This is a genomic window from Mobilicoccus caccae (assembly GCF_030161635.1).
Classification (GTDB): domain Bacteria; phylum Actinomycetota; class Actinomycetes; order Actinomycetales; family Dermatophilaceae; genus Mobilicoccus; species Mobilicoccus caccae.
On the sequence record NZ_BSUO01000001.1, the window covers coordinates 3,006,247 to 3,022,590 of the forward strand.

The window sequence follows — 16,344 nt, forward strand, 5'->3', positions numbered from 1 at the left end:
TCCCGCACCGATCAGGCGCGGATGAGGCGCCACGCACCGGTGAGCGTGGAACCGTTGAGGTAGCTCGCACCGGTGACGCGCTGGCCGAGGTGACGCTGCGTCTTGCGCACCGTCTCCGGGCCGACGATGCCGTCGACGCGCGCGCCGACCGTGCGCTGGAGCACGCGGACCTGCGAGCGGGTCGGGATCGGACCCTGCGAAGCACGCTGGGTGCTGCGCGAGGCGACCTTGGCCTTGGCGGCGCCGCCACCGGCGGCCGCACCGTTGGCGCGGGTCAGGCCGGCGCGCGGGCCACAGCTCGGCCATGCGCGCGGACCCTGCATGCGCAGCAGGTTCTTGGCGGTCGCGATCTGCTCCGACTTGGACGCGCGGTGCGGCAGATTCGCGTAGCGCGCGCCACCGGCGGCGCGCCAGCTGCTGGCGGAGAACTGCAGGCCACCGTAGTAGCCGTTGCCGGTGTTGATCTTCCAGTTACCACCGCTCTCGCACGCGGCGACGCGGTCCCACACGTTGCCGGCAGCGGCGACGCGGGTCTGGGGCTGGACAGGGGCAGCCGAGGCCGAGGGGGCCACGGCGATCGTTCCGCCGACGACGGTCGCGCCACCGATGATCGCGGTCACGATCGAGCGGCGCAGACGGGCAGTGGTGCCGGCGGCACGGTGCTTACCGAAGTAGTGCATAGGGATGGTCGAATCCTCTCCTGACGGCGCCTGTGGGGTTAGCTGTCGGGTTCGGGCGTCAGGTTGCCCGGCCGAAGAGAATCGGCTTCACCCCCAGATCGTCAGTCGACGATCATTGGCCGGATCGCGGCCTCTGGGTCCCCCACCTTCGTCTGCCCGGTCTCTCCGGCGAAGCACCCCCTGACGAAGCTCGGCGCGAGGGCGCGCAGATGTACGGATATGTGCAGTTGTTCTCGTCGGGCCCCCGAGGACAGGACCATGAACCTGTCGGCCAAACGCGAGTGACTCTAAGCCAGAGACTTGACCTGAGCAATACCTGGATCACATCTGCGCAACGATCCGGCAACCGGAATGTTGCGGGCGACGGCATCGTCGCACGTGGCAGGCACGCGCTGAATCCTCGACCGTGACCGTGCTGTGACCAAAGCGACATGAACACAACCCCGGCACGGACACCCCCTCACCATGCGGTGAACAGCGACGAGACGGTCTCGATGACCCCCTCCAGCGGCCACCACGACAGGGCCCAGCCGCTCGACTGGGTCATCAGACCGAGCACCCCGCCCGCCACGACCAGAACGACGACGCCCGCGACCGCACCGATCCGCCCGGGTGCGAGGCCACGCACGACACTGCGCGAGCCGCGCCGCAGGGTGCCGCCTCCGGGCCCCCACCACGCGACGATGAGCGCGGCCGACGCCCCGACCATGATCGAGGACGCCAGACCGAGCGGCACCCCCGCCACCCCGTTCGACAACGAACGCAGCCCCACCGAGAACGCGACCCCCACCAGCAGCGGCAGGATGCCCGCCACGACGGCCGAGAACGCCGACCCCAGCAGATGCCACGGGCTCGCGAGCACCGCCAGCGGCACGTCACGGTCGCGCGGCCCCCGGTGCATCCGCCGCAGCGCGACGGAGGTGACGACACGGTCGACGAACCGCGCCAGCCACGACCAGCCCAGCGCCACGAGCAGCCCGAGCGCCGGCAGATAGCCCGTCAGCGTGACCAGGACGAACCCGACGCCGAACAACGTGCCCATCCGGCGGGAGATCGGCGCCCGGGCCGCGAGCTCCTGCTGCGCCGGGTGCGCGAGTTGCGCCGGGTGAGCCCCGCCAGGCCCCGGATACCGCGGATCAGGAGGACGCCCGGAACCGGGATGACCGTAGGTCGACACGACCGGGTGTGGACGGTCCTCGAACGCCGCGTAGCGCTGCTCGGGAGGCGGGGAGGTCTGCGCCTCCGAGGGCCGCTCGCGCGGGGGTACGACGGGCATCACCCTCGTCGAGACCACCGGGTTGACCATCGTCGCCGGGTCCGTCGAGGCGGTGGGAACTCCGCCGGCACCACCTGCGCGTGCCGACCACGCCCGCGCTCCCGCGGCGGCAGCCGCGCCCCGCAGCGCGTGTCCGTGCCGCGCGGCGAACCCCTGCGTGCGCCCCTCACCCGTCTCGGCGCGCGGCATCGCCTCGGTGCGCGCCTCGCCGGGAGTCGGCATCGCCTCGGTGCGGGGAGGCGCCGTCTCGTCGGCCTCCGGACGCGAATGCGCGCCGGACACCGCCTCGGTCGGTGGGATGTCCGCGCGTCCCTCGTCACCCGTCTCCGTCGTCGACGACCAGGCCGACGACGCGACGAGGTCACGGCCCGGCGTGCCGATGGCGGCGCGGAGCTCGGCCAACGACGGACGACGCCCGGGATCGACGTCGAGCGCGGCCCGCAGCACGTCGACGAACCACGGCGCCAGCGGACGCAGATCGGCGGCTCCACGACGCACGCGGTCGAGCACGGCGCTGGTGTGTCCGGTGCCGAACGGGGACCGGCCGGTCGCGGCGAACGCCACGGTCGCCGCGTACCCCCACAGATCGGTCGCGACCGAGACGTCGTGCCCGTCGAGCAGTTCGGGGGCGATGTAGCCCGGCGTGCCCATGACCAGCCCGGTCGAGGTGAGCCGCGACTCGTCGGCGACGTGGGCGATGCCGAAGTCGATGACGACCGGCGAGGCGTTCGGCATGAGGACGTTGCCCGGCTTGAGATCCCGGTGCACCACGCCGGCCGCGTGGATGGCCTCGAGGGCGTCGGCCAGGGTCGCCCCGAACCTGCGCAGCGCATCGCCGGAGAGCGGGCCGTGCTCGCGCACCCACGCGTCCAGCGGATCGCCGGGCACGTACCGGGTGACGACGTAGGGCCGGGGTCCGTCGACGTCGGCGCCGAGGAAGGGGGCGACGGCCGGATGATCGACGCGCCGCAGCGTGGCGACCTCGCGGGCCAGCCGCGACCGCGCTCCGGGGTCGTGGGCCACGTGATCGCGCAGGACCTTGACGGCGACCGCGCGACCGGAGGAGTCGACACCGAGGTGGACCACCCCCATGCCGCCCTCGCCGAGGACGCCGTGCAGCCGGTAGGCGCCGATGCGCGTGACCTGCGCACCGGACGGGTCGATGGGTTGTGTGGCCACGGCACCTCCTCGCGGGCCCGTCCCCCGGGCCGGCCTCCCGGGCAGGACGTCCCTGCCGGGCCTCGTTCGGCTCCCACTGTAGAGACCGCCGGCGAGAGGATCCTGAAGGACATCTGAGAGCGCCTTCATCCGCGCGTCGCCGCGCCACCCGCGTTCGTGCGCGCCGACGCTCACGCCCGTCGACCCTCCGCCGACCCCTGATCTCCCCCGGGTCCGACGGGTGCCGCGCCACCCGCCCGCATAGGATGACGACGAACCCGGACGCGCGCAGGAGTTGATCACCCATGACTGGGGACCAGGCCACGTACGACTTCGTCATCGCAGCCAACCGGCTGCCGGTGGACCGCGGTGACGACGGTGAGTGGAAGCGGAGCCCGGGTGGCCTCGTGACGGCCATGGACTCGGTGATGCAGAACCGGGACGGCGCGTGGGTCGGCTGGGCCGGGGAGCCGGGCGAGGCGCCCGAACCCTTCGACGACTCCGGGATGCACCTGCACCCCGTGGCGCTGTCGGCCGAGGAGGTCCGCGACTACTACGAGGGCTTCTCCAACGACACGCTGTGGCCGATCTACCACGACGTCATCGTGCCCGCCACGTTCCATCGACGCTGGTGGGCCAACTATCGGGCGGTCAACCAGCGGTTCGCCGAGGAGGTGGCCAAGGTCGCCGCCGAGGGCGCGACGGCCTGGATCCACGATTACCAGCTGCAGCTCGTGCCGGCGTTCCTGCGCAAGCTGCGCCCCGACCTGCGGATCGGCTGGTTCAACCACATCCCGTTCCCGCCGGTCGAGCTGTTCGCCCAGTTGCCGTGGCGAGGTCAGATCATCGACGGCCTCCTCGGCGCCGACTTCCTCGGGTTCCAGCGGGAGGACGACTCCTGGAACTTCCTGCGTGCCTGCCGTCAGCTCGAGGGTCACGAGACCGACGGTGACACCCTGCGCCTGGACGGACGCACCGTCCGCGCCGCGGGCCTGCCGATCTCGGTGGACTTCGCCGGTCTGGACGAGCGGGCCCGACGTGAGGACGTGCAGCAGCGGGCCGCGGAGATCCGCGAGCAGCTCGGCAACCCCGAGGTCCTCATGCTGGGCGTCGACCGCCTCGACTACACCAAGGGCATCCGGCACCGGCTGAAGGCCTACCACGAGCTCCTGCTCGACGGGGAGTTCACCCCGCCCGACGTGGCCCTCATCCAGGTGGCCGTCCCCAGCCGCGAACGGGTCGAGGCCTACCAGACCCTCAAGGACGAGATCGAGCTCATGGTCGGCCAGATCAACGGCGACTTCTCGACCGTGGGGGCGAGCGCGGTGCAGTACCTGCACCAGTCCTTCGACCGCGACGAGATGGCCGCCATGTTCCAGGCCGCCGACATCATGCTCGTCACCCCCTGCGCGACGGCATGAACCTCGTCGCCAAGGAGTACGTCACCTGCCGGCACCGCGAGGACGGTGCGCTGGTGCTCTCGGAGTTCACCGGCGCCGCACACGAACTGCGCGAGGCCTACATCCACAACCCGCACGACATCCAGGGGTTGAAGAACCGCATCGTCCAGGCGATCCGCGACACCCCCGAGGAGCAGCACCGCCGCATGAAGGCCCTTCGGGCGACGGTGCGTTCGCACGACGTGCAGGAGTGGGCGGCCAAGTTCCTCGCCTCGCTGCAGTCGGCGCCGATCGAACCCGCCCAGAAGGACGTCGAGGACCTCACCGACGACGCACGGGCCTGACCGGCGACCGACACGCAGGAGGACGATCGATGCTCCCGCCCGACCTGATCGCCCGGCTCCGTGCGGTGGCCGACCTGCCTCGGGTCGTGCTGGCGACGGATTTCGACGGCACCCTGGCGCCGTTCGTCGAGGACCCCATGGCGGCGGCACCGATCGAGGGCGCCCTGGACCTCCTGCGGGCCGCGGCCCGGTTCGAGGGGGTCACGGTCGCGCTCGTCTCTGGACGGGACGTCGACACCTTGCGGCGTCTCTCGACGGTCACCGCGGAGTGTGGGATCGATCTCATCGGATCCCACGGCGCGCAGAGTTCCCGCGACGACCTGGCCGCCGGTGACCTGCTCGACGACGCCGCACGCACTCGTCTGGCCGACCTCGACGCAGCCCTCGTCGCGGTCCAGGGCCGGCACCCGCAGGCACGCATCGAGCGCAAACCGGCGGCCGTCGCCCTGCACACCCGAGGCCTGTCCCCCGACGTCGCCACCGCCGCCCTCGCGGACGCCTCCGCACTGGGCGAGCGCGACGGAGTCCACGCCCTGGCCGGCAAGAGCGTCGTCGAACTCGGTGTCGTGCAGGCGAACAAGGGGCTCGCGCTGCAGGCGCTCAAGGCGGCCGTCGGAGCCGACGCCGTCATCTATCTCGGCGACGACGTCACCGACGAACACGCCTTCACCCGCCTGTCGGCGGCGCGGAACGACGTGACGATCAAGGTCGGTGAGGGCGAGACGGCCGCCGCCCACCGGGTGCCCGCGATCGAGGACGTCGTCGCGGTCCTCGCGCTGTTCGTCGGCGAACGAGGACGTCGCTGACCCCACCCCGTTGCGCAAGCGGCGCCGGGCTCGCACCACACGGCGCGACCCCTGCGGCCTCCAGGGATGCCATGATGACGAGCACCGCGTCGTCGCGCCTCCCGGTTCGGCGGTCCGGTACTGCCTTTACGACGGATCGTCCGGCACGTTCCTGCCGGTGAAGGAAAGGACAACGACGTCATGGCTACGGTCAGGTTCGACGGTGCCACCCGCACCTATCCGGGTAACGACAAACCCTCGGTCGACGCGCTCGACCTCGAGATCGGCGACGGGGAGTTCCTCGTGCTCGTCGGCCCTTCGGGGTGCGGCAAGTCCACCAGCCTGCGCATGCTCGCCGGCCTGGAGGAGGTCAACTCGGGTCGCATCTACATCGACGACACGGACGTCACCGATCTGTCCCCCAAGGACCGTGACGTGGCCATGGTCTTCCAGAACTACGCGCTCTACCCGCACATGTCGGTGGCCGACAACATGGGCTTCGCGCTCAAGATCGCGGGAGTGAGCAAGACCGAGATCCGTCGTCGCGTCGAGGAGGCGGCCTCGATCCTCGACCTCACCGAGTACCTGGACCGCAAGCCCAAGGCGCTCTCGGGTGGTCAGCGTCAGCGTGTGGCGATGGGGCGGGCCATCGTGCGCGAGCCCAAGGTCTTCCTCATGGACGAGCCGCTGTCCAACCTCGACGCCAAGCTGCGCGTGCAGACCCGCACGCAGATCGCCTCGCTGCAGCGCCGGCTGGGCATCACCACGGTCTACGTCACCCACGACCAGGTCGAGGCCATGACGATGGGGGACCGCGTCGCGGTGCTCAAGGACGGCCTGCTGCTGCAGTGCGACACGCCCCGCCGCATGTACGACCACCCGAACAACGTCTTCGTCGCCGGCTTCATCGGCTCCCCGGCGATGAACCTGTTCGAGGTGCCGGTCGAGGGAGACGGGGTGCGCTTCGGTGACGCCACGATCCAGGCCGACCTCGGCACCCGTCCCGAGAGCGGCACGGTCACCCTGGGCATCCGCCCCGAGGACCTCACCATCGCCGACCGTGGCCTGCCCGTCACCGTGCAGGTCGTCGAGGAGCTCGGCGCCGACGCCTACATCTACACCCAGCAGGACGACGACCCCGCCACCGAGCGTCCCGTCGTCATCCGCGTCGACGGCCGCACCCCACCGGCCAAGGGCGACCGGGTCCACCTGGTGCCCAAGGGTGACCACGTGCACTACTTCGACAGCCGCACCGGGGAGCGCCTCGGCGACTGATCGTGCGCGTCCGATCCGCGACGCCACCGCGACACCCGAACGACGGCGACGCCCGAACCATGGACAATGACTACGGTCGGGCGTCGCCGTCGTCTGCGCCCGGGCCGCCGTGGTCGAGCCCACCGAGGGGAGGAAAGCCGTGCAGTTCATGACGTCTCACGCCGATCCCAAGCTGCTGGATCTGCCCTGGTCGACGCCGTTGGAGGAATGGGACCGCAGCCACCTCGCGGCCCTGCCCCGCGGCATCTCGCGTCACATCGTGCGGTTCGTCAAGGTGGGCCGGCGCATCATCGCCGCCAAGGAGATCCGCGACGACATCGCGGCCCGCGAGTACGACATGCTCCGCAACCTCGGGCGCATCGGGCTCCCCTGCGTCGTCCCCTACGGCGTCGTCAGCGGCCGCCAGAGCGTGGACGGGGAGCCGTTGGACGGCATCCTGCTCACCGAACACCTGCAGTTCTCCCTGCCCTACCGGGCGTTGTTCAGTCAGCGGCTGCAGCCCGACACGGTCCTGCGCCTGCTCGACGCCCTGGCCGTGCTGCTCGCGCGTCTGCACCTCGCCGGCTTCTGGTGGGGTGACGTCAGCCTGTCGAACACCCTGTTCCGTCGCGACGCGGGCGCCTTCGCCGCCTACCTCGTCGACGCCGAGACGGGGCAGTTGTTCCCGTCGCTGTCCAACGGGCAACGGGAGCACGACCTCGACATCGCCCGCGTCAACATCGCCGGCGAGCTCATGGACCTGGCCGCCGGCGGCGCCATCCCCGACGACGCCGACCCCATCGAGATCTCCGATCGCATCGTCAGCCGATACCGCCGGTTGTGGACCGAGCTCACCGGCCTCGAACGGTTCGAGCGCGGCGACCGCTGGCGCCTGGAGGAGCGGGTGCGCACCCTCAACCAGTTGGGTTTCGACATCGACGAGTTCGAGATCTCCACCGACGTCGACGGGGCCACGATCCAGATCCAACCGAAGGTCGTCGACGCCGGACACCACCGCCGCCGGCTGCTGCGCCTCACCGGCCTCGACGTGCACGAGAACCAGGCCCGGCGCCTGCTCAACGACCTCGACGCCTTCCGGGCCGGCGAGGGCCGCGGTGACGAGCCGGAGGAGTTGGGCGCCCACGACTGGATGCTGCGCGTGTACGAGCCCGTGGTGCGCAACATCCCCGAGGAGTTGTCGGCCAAGCTGGAGGCCGCGCAGATCTTCCACGAGGTCCTCGAACACCGCTGGTACCTCTCGGAGCGGACCGGCCACGACGTCACCACGCAATGGGCCTTCGCCGACTACCTCACCCACGTCCTGCCCGCCAAGCCCGACGAGAAGTCGGTGGTGGGTGTGGACACGGTGGAGATGCCGGTCATCGCGATGTTCCCGCCGGACGAGAACTGACCGCCTGCTCCGCCGCCAGGACCTACGTCGTCAGCCGTTCTCGGCCCGGCGCCGGGCCACCTCGTACAGCGCGACACCGGTGGCCACACCCGCGTTGAGCGACTCGATCTCCGCCGCCATCGGGATGGACACGATCTGATCGCACGTCTCACGCACGAGGCGGGACAGGCCCTTGCCCTCGGAACCGACGACCACGACCAGGGGTTCGGTGGCCAGCTCGAGGCCGGGAAGTTCGACGTCGCCGTCCATGTCGAGCCCGACGACGAAGAACCCGGCCTTGCGGTAGGCCTCCAGCGCACGAGTGAGGTTGGGCGCCTGAGCCACCGGGATGCGGGCGGCAGCCCCGGCGCTCGTCTTCCACGCGGAGGCGGTCATACCGACCGATCGGCGCTCGGGGATGATCACCCCGTGCCCACCGAACGCGGCCAGCGAGCGCAGGATCGCACCGAGGTTGCGCGGGTCGGTGATGCCGTCCAGGGCGACGACCAGGGGGATTCCGGGCGTCTGCGGGTCCACGAGGTCGGCCGGGTCGGCGTACTCGTACGGCGGCACCTGCAGGGCCAGACCCTGGTGCACGGCGCCGTCGGTGAGCCGGTCGAGCTCGCCGCGCGGGGTCTCGAGCATGGGGATCCCGCGCTCGGAGACGGTCTTGATGGCCTCACGGACGCGGTCGTCGGAGTCGATCCGGCTCGCGACGTACAACGTGGTGGCCGGGATGTCGGCCCGCAGCGCCTCGACCACGGAGTTGCGGCCGGCGACGATCTCGCTGCTGCGCGGTCCACCTCGCCGGGCCCCGCGCGCCGGGCCGGACGACTGAGGGCGGCCCTGGCGGGTCGTCGGCGCCTTCTTGCCCTTGTACGCCTTGTGGTTGACGCGGTCCTCGGCCTTGGGCGTGGGGCCACGACCCTCGAGGCCACGACGCCGGTTGCCGCCGCTGCCGACGTTCGCACCCTTGCGCGAGGCGCCCTTGCGGATGGCGCCTCTACGTTGTGAATTTCCGGGCATGTCAGTCCTCGTCGGGTCGGCGGGCGATCGACCATCGAGCACCCGCGGGGTGTCCTCGACGACGATGCCCGCATCGGTCAGGGCGTCACGGATGGCGTCCGCGGTGGCGAAGTCGCGCTCCTTGCGAGCGGCGGCGCGCGCGTCGAGCCGGTCCTGGACCAGCTTGTCGAGGGCGCCTTCGAGACCGGACCGCTCGCCCCCGCCCGCGTGCCAGGAGGTGTCGAACGGGTCGACGCCGAGCACGTCGGTCATGGCCAGCACCTGGCGCGCGGCCAGCGTGGCCCCGGCGGTGTCGCCGGAGTCGAGCGCGGAGTTGCCCGCGCGCACGGTGTCGTGGATGACGGCAAGCGCTCCGGAGACGTTGAGGTCGTCGTCCATGGCCGCGGTGAAGCCTGCGGGCAGATCGGCGACCGGCAACCGCTCCTGATCGGCGAGGGCGGATCCGCCCGCCCGCTCGAGGAACCCCTCGATGCGCGCGACGGCGGACTCGGCCTCGGCCAGCGAGGTCGGGTGGTACTCCAGCGTCGAGCGGTAGTGCGAGGACCCGATGTAGTACCGCACGGCCAGCGGACGCGCCTGGGAGGTGATCTCCGCGACGGTCATGCCGTTGCCGAGGGACTTGCTCATCTTCTCCCCGCCCGCCGTCAGCCAGGCGTTGTGCATCCAGTACCGGGCGAATCCGAGTCCGGCCGCCCGCGACTGGGCCAGTTCGTTCTCGTGGTGCGGAAAGCGCAGGTCGACTCCGCCGCCGTGGATGTCGAAGGTGTCGCCGAGGTACTTGCGGGCCATCGCCGAGCACTCGAGGTGCCAGCCCGGACGGCCGCGACCGTAGGGCGTCGGCCAGCTCGCCGTCTCCGGCTCGCCCTCCTTGTGCCCCTTCCACAGCGCGAAGTCGCGCGGATCCCGCTTGCCCCGGGGGTCGGCGTCGCCGGCCGCCTCCATGTCGTCGATCGACTGGTGGGTCAGCGAGCCGTACTCGGGAAAAGAGCGGACGTCGAAGTAGACGTCGCCGCTGTCGTCGGCGGCCGGGTAGGCGTGCTCGCGCTCGACCAGGGTGCGCATGAGCTCGACCATCTCGGTGATGTGCCCGGTGGCGCGCGGTTCGTACGTCGGCGGACGGATGCCGAGGGTCTCCATCGCCTCGGTCGTCTCGCGTTCGTGGGCGTAACTCCAGGCCCACCAGGGAGCGTCGTTCTCGGCCGACTTGCGCAGGATCTTGTCGTCGATGTCGGTGACGTTGCGCACGAGGGTGACGTCGTACCCGTGGCCGTACTCCAGCCACCGGCGCAGGATGTCGAAGGCGACGGCGAACCGCAGGTGCCCGATGTGCGGGGTGCCCTGCGTGGTGAGTCCACAGATGTACATGCCCACCTTGCCCGGCTCGAGCGGGACGAACTCACGGAGTTCGCGGGCTGCGGAATCGAAGAGACGAAGACTCACCGCGCCAGCCTACAAGGCGCGCGGAGTCGGTCTTTCTCTCGACCGGGTCCCGCGACGGTCCATCCGCACGTCAGGCGTCGACCCGCCGCACGAGGAGGGCCACCGCGACGGCGGCGACGCCCTCACCGCGACCGGTGAGCCCGAGCCCGTCGGTCGTCGTGCCACTGACCGTGACCGGGGCACCGCAGGCATCTCCGAGGGCCTTCTGCGCCTCGTCGCGACGGGTGCCGATCTTGGGCCGATTGCCGATGACCTGCACCGACACGTTGCCGATGTCGAAACCGGCCTCGCGGACCAGTCGTGCCGCCTCGGCCAGCAGGGTGCACCCCGATGCGCCCTCCCACTGAGGACGGCCGGTGCCGAAGTGTGCGCCGAGATCGCCGATGCCCGCAGCGGAGAACAGGGCGTCGCACGCGGCGTGCGCGGCGACGTCGGCGTCCGAATGTCCTTCGAGTCCGGGCTCCCCGGCCACTCGAGGCCGGCGACCCACAAGGGGCGCGGCGAGGACGCGAAGGCGTGGACGTCGGTACCGACACCCACGGTGGGCAGCGCGATGCGCACGTCATCCCCGTTCATGACCCGACCCGGGACAGACGCCGCTCGGCCATGTCGAGGTCGTCGCGGGTGGTGATCTTGGCGGCCCACGCATCGCCGTCGACGACATGGATGGGGGCGCCGGTGAGTTCGACGAGTGCCGCGTCGTCGGTGACGACCGCGTCGTGGTTCTCGCCGTGTGCGTGCGTGAGGACGGCGCGCCCGAACCCCTGCGGAGTCTGGATCGCGCGCAGGGCCGCGCGGTCGAGCGTCGCGGTGACGACACCGGAGGAGTCCACGGCCTTGATCGTGTCGGCGACGGCCATCCCCGGGATCACGGCTCCCCGGCCCTCACGCAGCGCGTGGATGACACGCTGGAAGAGTTCGGGTGGCGCGAGGGCGCGAGCCGCGTCGTGCACGAGCACCAGCCCGTCCTCGTCGAGGAGGACGGCCAGGCCGGCGGCCACCGACTCGCGGCGATCCGCCCCACCCGGGACGACGTCGACGACGACCTCACCCTCGCCCGACCCTGGACCGCGACCGGCGTCGGCCACTGCGGCAGACGCGATCTCGCGGGCCGCGACCAGCCAGGCAGCGGGCGCCACGACGATCAGATGGCCCACGTCGGAGCAGGCGAGACCCTGGTCCAGAGACCAGCGCAACAGAGAACGTCCGTGGAGTTCGACGAACGCCTTGGGAATATCGGCCCCCAGTCGGAGACCACTGCCCGCGGCGACGACGACGACAGCGACGCTCAGGAGGCCAACACCTCGTCGAGCATGCTCGACGCCTTGTCCTCGTCGGTCTTCTCGGCGAGCGCCAGCTCGGAGACGAGGATCTGACGCGCCTTGGCCAGCATCCGCTTCTCACCCGCGGACAGACCGCGGTCACGCTCGCGACGCCACAGGTCGCGCACGACCTCGGCGACCTTGATGACATCACCCGAGGCCAACTTCTCAAGATTGGCCTTGAACCGCCGGGACCAGTTGGTGGGCTCCTCGGCGTGCTCTGCCCGGAGAACCTGGAAGACCCGATCCAGGCCGTCCTGCCCCACGACGTCGCGGACCCCGACGAGGTCGCAGTTGTCGGCCGGTACTTCGATGGTCAGATCGCCTTGGGCGACCTTGAGGACGAGGTACAACTTCTCCTCGCCCTTGATGGTTCGAGTTTTGATCTGTTCGATGAGTGCCGCACCGTGATGCGGGTACACGACCGTCTCTCCGACATTGAAGACCATATGCTCGTATTCCCCTTTCGCGGACCTCCAGCTTACCACGAGCAGCGCTCCGAGCGGAAGCGGAGTGATCACATCGGTGCTGGTCAGTGCCTATGCCTCACCAGAAGTGAGGGTGGACCACACCTTGACAATCGGACGTCCGTTTCGTACACGCGCACAAGAACGACATCACGACGACGAGGCCATTCGACCCCACGACGCTGATCCCGTCGCAGCCTCCCGCAGGAGATCCGCACACCCCGGCGCGTCCGGCGGGCCTACGACCGGCCACGATTGGGTACTCTTGCCGCGTGACACGACGACTCTCCGCTGCACCGACGTCGCGCCGGCGCCCCCTGCTGCGCATGGCCGCCCTGGCTCCCATCGCCGCCCTCGCGCTGGCCGGGTGCCAGTGGACCTCCACCGTCCAGACGGACGAGGCGTACGAGCCGGCCGACGGCCGATCCACGACCCTCGGCGGTGTGCAGGTGAACAACCTCCTCGTCGTGAGCGACCGCAAGGGCGGTGAAGGCACCCTGGTGGGCCTGGGCGTGAACAAGACCAACCAGGACGTCGAGGTGTCCTTCGCGCTGGCCGGTGGCCAGCCCATCCGCATCGAGATCCCCAGCCACAGCAGCAAGCAGATCAGCGACCCCGACAACGGGCCGATGTCCACGCTGCCGAACATCCCGGTCGAACCGGGCGGTCTCGTCGACGTCGACATCGTCACGGCCGGAGCCGGCGGGCAGTCGCTGCGCGTGCCCGTCCTCGCGCCCTACCCGCCGTACGGCGACTACCACGAGTCCGGCCCGTTGACCCACGCCCCCACCGCCCCGGCGGCCCACGGCGACGGTCACTGACGCACGCCACACGCGTCGGCACGTCCCTCCCGACCCGCGACGAACGAACGCTCGCCCCGAAGGAATCCCCTTCGCGGCGAGCGTTCGTCGTGACCCGGCGGGTCGAGTCGGTCAGGGACTCTCGAACTTGTACCCCAGTCCCCGCACGGTGACGATGTGCGTCGGCTTGGCCGGGTCGGGCTCGATCTTGGCCCGCAGACGCTTGACGTGCACATCGAGGGTCTTGGTGTCACCGACGTAGTCGCTGCCCCACACCCGGTCGATGAGTTGCATGCGCGTGAGCACCCGGCCCGCGTTGCGCAGCAACATCTCGAGGAGCTCGAACTCCTTGAGCGGCAACGGCGTGTGTTGGCCGTTGACGGTGACGACGTGACGTTCGACGTCCATGCGCACCGGGCCCGACTCCAGGGTGTTCGGCAGCAGCTCCTCAGGCTCCTGACGCCGCCGCAGGACCGCCTTGATGCGGGCCAGCAGCTCGCGACTGCTGTACGGCTTGGTGATGTAGTCGTCGGCGCCGATCTCGAGGCCCACGACCTTGTCGATCTCGCTGTCCTTGGCGGTGAGCATGATGATCGGCACGGCCGACCGCTGACGCAGCGTGCGGCACACGTCGATGCCCGACAGGCCCGGCAGCATGAGGTCGAGCAGGACCAGATCGGCGCCGGCGCGCTCCATCTCCTCGAGCGCCTCGGGTCCGGTCTCCGCGACGGAGACCTCGTACCCCTCCTTGCGCAGCAGGTAGGACAGAGGGTCGGAGAACGACTCCTCGTCCTCCACGACCAGGATCTGGGTCATAAGCCTTACTCCTTCGCTCCGGGCTGGACAGCCACCAGGGATGTGGATGGATCCACTCCGTCGGACTCGACCTGAGCCCTCGGAAGCCGGATCGTGAACGTCGAACCATGCCCCTCGCGGCTCCACAGGGTGACCTCACCACCGTGGTTGGCACAGATGTGTTTGACGATGGCCAGACCGAGGCCGGTGCCTCCGGTGGCGCGGGACCGTGCGGCGTCCACGCGGTAGAACCGCTCGAAGACGCGTTCCTGGTCCTCCGGGGAGATGCCGCGCCCCTGGTCGGACACCGAGATCTCGACGACGTCCTCGAGACGACGCGCGACGACGGTGATGCGCGTGTCCTCGGGAGAGTACGCGATGGCGTTGGTGAGGAGGTTGGTCAGTGCCGTCACCAGCATCGAGCCGTCGCCGTAGACGTAGAGCCCCTCGGCGGCGGAGACGCGGAAGCTCATGTGCTTGCCCTCGGCGAGGGTGAGCATGAGGTCGACCGCCTCCTGGACCACCTCGTCGACGTCGACGAGTTGCGGGTCGCTCGGGGTCTCGGCCGCCTGGAGGCGGGAGAGGTCGACGATCTCCTGGACGAGGCGCGTGAGCCGGGTGCTCTCGACCTTGATGCGGCGGGCGAACCGCTCGACGGCCTCGGGGTCGTCGGCCGCGTCGAGCACGGCCTCGGCCAGCAGGGCGATGCCTCCGACGGGCGTCTTGAGCTCGTGGCTGACGTTGGCCACGAAGTCGCGGCGGACGGCCTCGACCCGCTTGGCCTGCGTGCGGTCCTCCAGCAGCAGCAGCAGATGCCGGTCGCCGAGCGGGGCCGCACGCGCGCCGACGGTGATCTCACCGCCGCCCATCATTCCCCGGGGCAGGTCGAGCTCGACCTCGTGGATGGTGCGCTGGCGCCGCACCGCGCGGGCGATCTCCAGCAGATCGCTCTGGACGAGCTGGTCGTCGCGCACGAAACCCAACGCGCGGGCCGTGGGGCTCACGGTGACCGCCCGCTCGTTCTCATCGAGCACGATGGCGGTGGAACGCAGGACCGCGAGGACGTCGGCGACGGCGGCGTCCTCGTTGCTGCGCGCCTGCTCCGGCACGCTCTGGCCCGGCCGTTCCGCCCCGGATCGGCGGTCACCCCGACCGATCAGCCATGTCCCGGCTCCACCGATGACGGCGCCACCGGCGGCTGCGACGAGGGCGACGACCAGGAACTCCACACGGCCAGCCTACGCGTTACGCCCTGGAACACATGTCGCCCGCACGTGCATCCAGGCAGTTCAGAGGCGTGGCAGACCCAGTGTTCACCGTAGGGGCGCATTCAGTTCACTCCCGCCTGGCAGGTTGACACTGCAGGCCCACACCTGGACGGGTTCTCCGTGCCCGAAAAGTCCCGGAGTAGCCTGGCCCGTCTCCACACATCCACCCCGGAACGCGCCTCGGCGCGTCCACACGCGAGAAGGACACCATGCGCGACGCCTTCCACGAGGACCTCGACAAGATCTCCGACCAACTCGTCGAGATGACACGCCTGTCGGCCTCCGCCATGAGCCGCGCCACGACCGCGCTCCTCGACGCCGATCTCGAACTGGCCGAAGGCGTCATCAGCGCCGACCAGGAGATCGACGGCATCCGATCCGACCTCGACGAACTGGCGGTCGAGCTCCTCGCCCGGCAGCAGCCGGTGGCCACCGACCTGCGCATCGTCGTCACGGCCCTGCACATGGCCTCCAGCCTCGAGCGCATGGGCGACCTCGCCGAGCACGTCGCCAAGGTGGCGCGCCTGCGCTACCCGCAGAGCGCGGTGCCGCCCGAGATGCGCGCCACGATCGTCGCCATGGGCCAGATCGCCGACCGGCTCGTCCTGCGTGCCGGCGAGATCATCGCCTCCAAGGACCACGAGGCGGCCAAGAACCTCAGCGCCGAGGACGACGAGATGGACGCCCTCCACCGCCGCGTGTTCTCCACCCTCGCCGCAGAGGACTGGAACCACCCGACCGACGTCGCGGTCGACATCACCCTGCTGTCCCGCTACTACGAGCGTTTCGCCGACCACGCGGTCGCCGTCGCCAGCCAGGTCGTCTACCTCGTCACCGGTCAGCGCCGGCCCAAGAACAGCGACGACCGCGAGCTCTGATCGCCCCGCCTCGGCGACGACACGTCCGAAGGCGCGCAGACACGAACGACGGTCCGTCCCC

Annotated in this window: 12 protein-coding genes, 3 pseudogenes and 1 riboswitch; of the genes and pseudogenes, 6 read left to right on the forward strand and 9 right to left on the reverse strand. The window is 70.5% G+C overall.

The features are described 5' to 3' along the window. Nucleotides 1-11: 11 nt before the first annotated feature. Both QQK49_RS14710 and QQK49_RS14715 read right to left on the reverse strand, forming a co-directional pair. A complete protein-coding gene (locus tag QQK49_RS14710; protein WP_284304584.1) occupies nt 12-680 on the reverse strand; it encodes a transglycosylase family protein in 669 nt (222 codons plus the stop codon). 12 nt (nt 681-692) lie between these two features. Next, a riboswitch (cyclic di-AMP (ydaO/yuaA leader) is annotated at nt 693-861 on the reverse strand. A gap of 279 nt (nt 862-1,140) precedes the next feature. After that, entirely contained in the window at nt 1,141-3,135 is a 1,995-nt protein-coding gene (locus tag QQK49_RS14715; protein WP_284304585.1) for a serine/threonine-protein kinase, read from the reverse strand. Nucleotides 3,136-3,419: 284 nt separating this feature from the next. Here QQK49_RS14715 and QQK49_RS14720 point away from each other — a divergent pair. The 4 genes and pseudogenes from QQK49_RS14720 (at nt 3,420) to QQK49_RS14735 (ending at nt 8,308) form a co-directional block, all read left to right on the forward strand. Next, a pseudogene (locus QQK49_RS14720) lies at nt 3,420-4,858 on the forward strand (alpha,alpha-trehalose-phosphate synthase (UDP-forming)). Between the two features lie 29 nt (nt 4,859-4,887). Beyond that, complete coding sequence (gene otsB, locus QQK49_RS14725; protein ID WP_284304586.1) at nt 4,888-5,664, forward strand: trehalose-phosphatase; 777 nt, start codon at nt 4,888-4,890, stop codon at nt 5,662-5,664. Between the two features lie 180 nt (nt 5,665-5,844). Beyond that, entirely contained in the window at nt 5,845-6,918 is a 1,074-nt protein-coding gene (locus QQK49_RS14730; protein WP_284304587.1) for an ABC transporter ATP-binding protein, read from the forward strand. A gap of 148 nt (nt 6,919-7,066) precedes the next feature. Then, nucleotides 7,067-8,308: a DUF4032 domain-containing protein gene (locus QQK49_RS14735; protein ID WP_284305919.1), complete on the forward strand. Its 1,242-nt coding sequence runs from the start codon at nt 7,067-7,069 to the stop codon at nt 8,306-8,308. Nucleotides 8,309-8,338: 30 nt separating this feature from the next. Here QQK49_RS14735 and rlmB read toward each other — a convergent pair whose 3' ends face one another. From rlmB to QQK49_RS14760, 5 genes and pseudogenes are all read right to left on the reverse strand, one after another. After that, nucleotides 8,339-9,313, reverse strand: a complete 975-nt coding sequence (rlmB, locus tag QQK49_RS14740; protein ID WP_284304588.1) for a 23S rRNA (guanosine(2251)-2'-O)-methyltransferase RlmB — start codon at nt 9,311-9,313, stop codon at nt 8,339-8,341. Between the two features lies 1 nt (nt 9,314). Next, a pseudogene (gene cysS / locus QQK49_RS14745) lies at nt 9,315-10,753 on the reverse strand (cysteine--tRNA ligase). A 70-nt stretch (nt 10,754-10,823) separates the two neighbouring features. Continuing rightward, nucleotides 10,824-11,329, reverse strand: a pseudogene (ispF, locus tag QQK49_RS14750) (2-C-methyl-D-erythritol 2,4-cyclodiphosphate synthase). Further along, a complete protein-coding gene (ispD, locus tag QQK49_RS14755; RefSeq protein ID WP_284305920.1) occupies nt 11,326-12,045 on the reverse strand; it encodes a 2-C-methyl-D-erythritol 4-phosphate cytidylyltransferase in 720 nt (239 codons plus the stop codon). The pseudogene ispF and the gene ispD overlap by 4 nt, the downstream one beginning before the upstream one ends. Next, nucleotides 12,042-12,524, reverse strand: a complete 483-nt coding sequence (locus QQK49_RS14760; protein WP_284304589.1) for a CarD family transcriptional regulator — start codon at nt 12,522-12,524, stop codon at nt 12,042-12,044. The genes ispD and QQK49_RS14760 overlap by 4 nt, the downstream gene beginning before the upstream one ends. 290 nt (nt 12,525-12,814) lie before the next feature. Between QQK49_RS14760 and QQK49_RS14765 the strand changes: the two genes are divergently transcribed. Next, nucleotides 12,815-13,363 (forward strand): hypothetical protein, encoded by a 549-nt coding sequence (locus QQK49_RS14765; RefSeq protein WP_284304590.1) that lies wholly within the window; start codon nt 12,815-12,817, stop codon nt 13,361-13,363. A gap of 111 nt (nt 13,364-13,474) precedes the next feature. Here the strand turns inward: QQK49_RS14765 and QQK49_RS14770 are convergent, their stop codons facing one another. After that, nucleotides 13,475-14,158: a response regulator transcription factor gene (locus QQK49_RS14770; RefSeq protein WP_284304591.1), complete on the reverse strand. Its 684-nt coding sequence runs from the start codon at nt 14,156-14,158 to the stop codon at nt 13,475-13,477. A gap of 5 nt (nt 14,159-14,163) precedes the next feature. Further along, nucleotides 14,164-15,366: a sensor histidine kinase gene (locus QQK49_RS14775; protein ID WP_284304592.1), complete on the reverse strand. Its 1,203-nt coding sequence runs from the start codon at nt 15,364-15,366 to the stop codon at nt 14,164-14,166. A gap of 248 nt (nt 15,367-15,614) precedes the next feature. On the opposite strand from QQK49_RS14775, the gene phoU reads away from it, so the two are divergent. Further along, nucleotides 15,615-16,283, forward strand: coding sequence for a phosphate signaling complex protein PhoU (gene phoU / locus QQK49_RS14780; protein ID WP_284304593.1), 669 nt, complete (start codon nt 15,615-15,617; stop codon nt 16,281-16,283). Nucleotides 16,284-16,344: the final 61 nt, after the last annotated feature.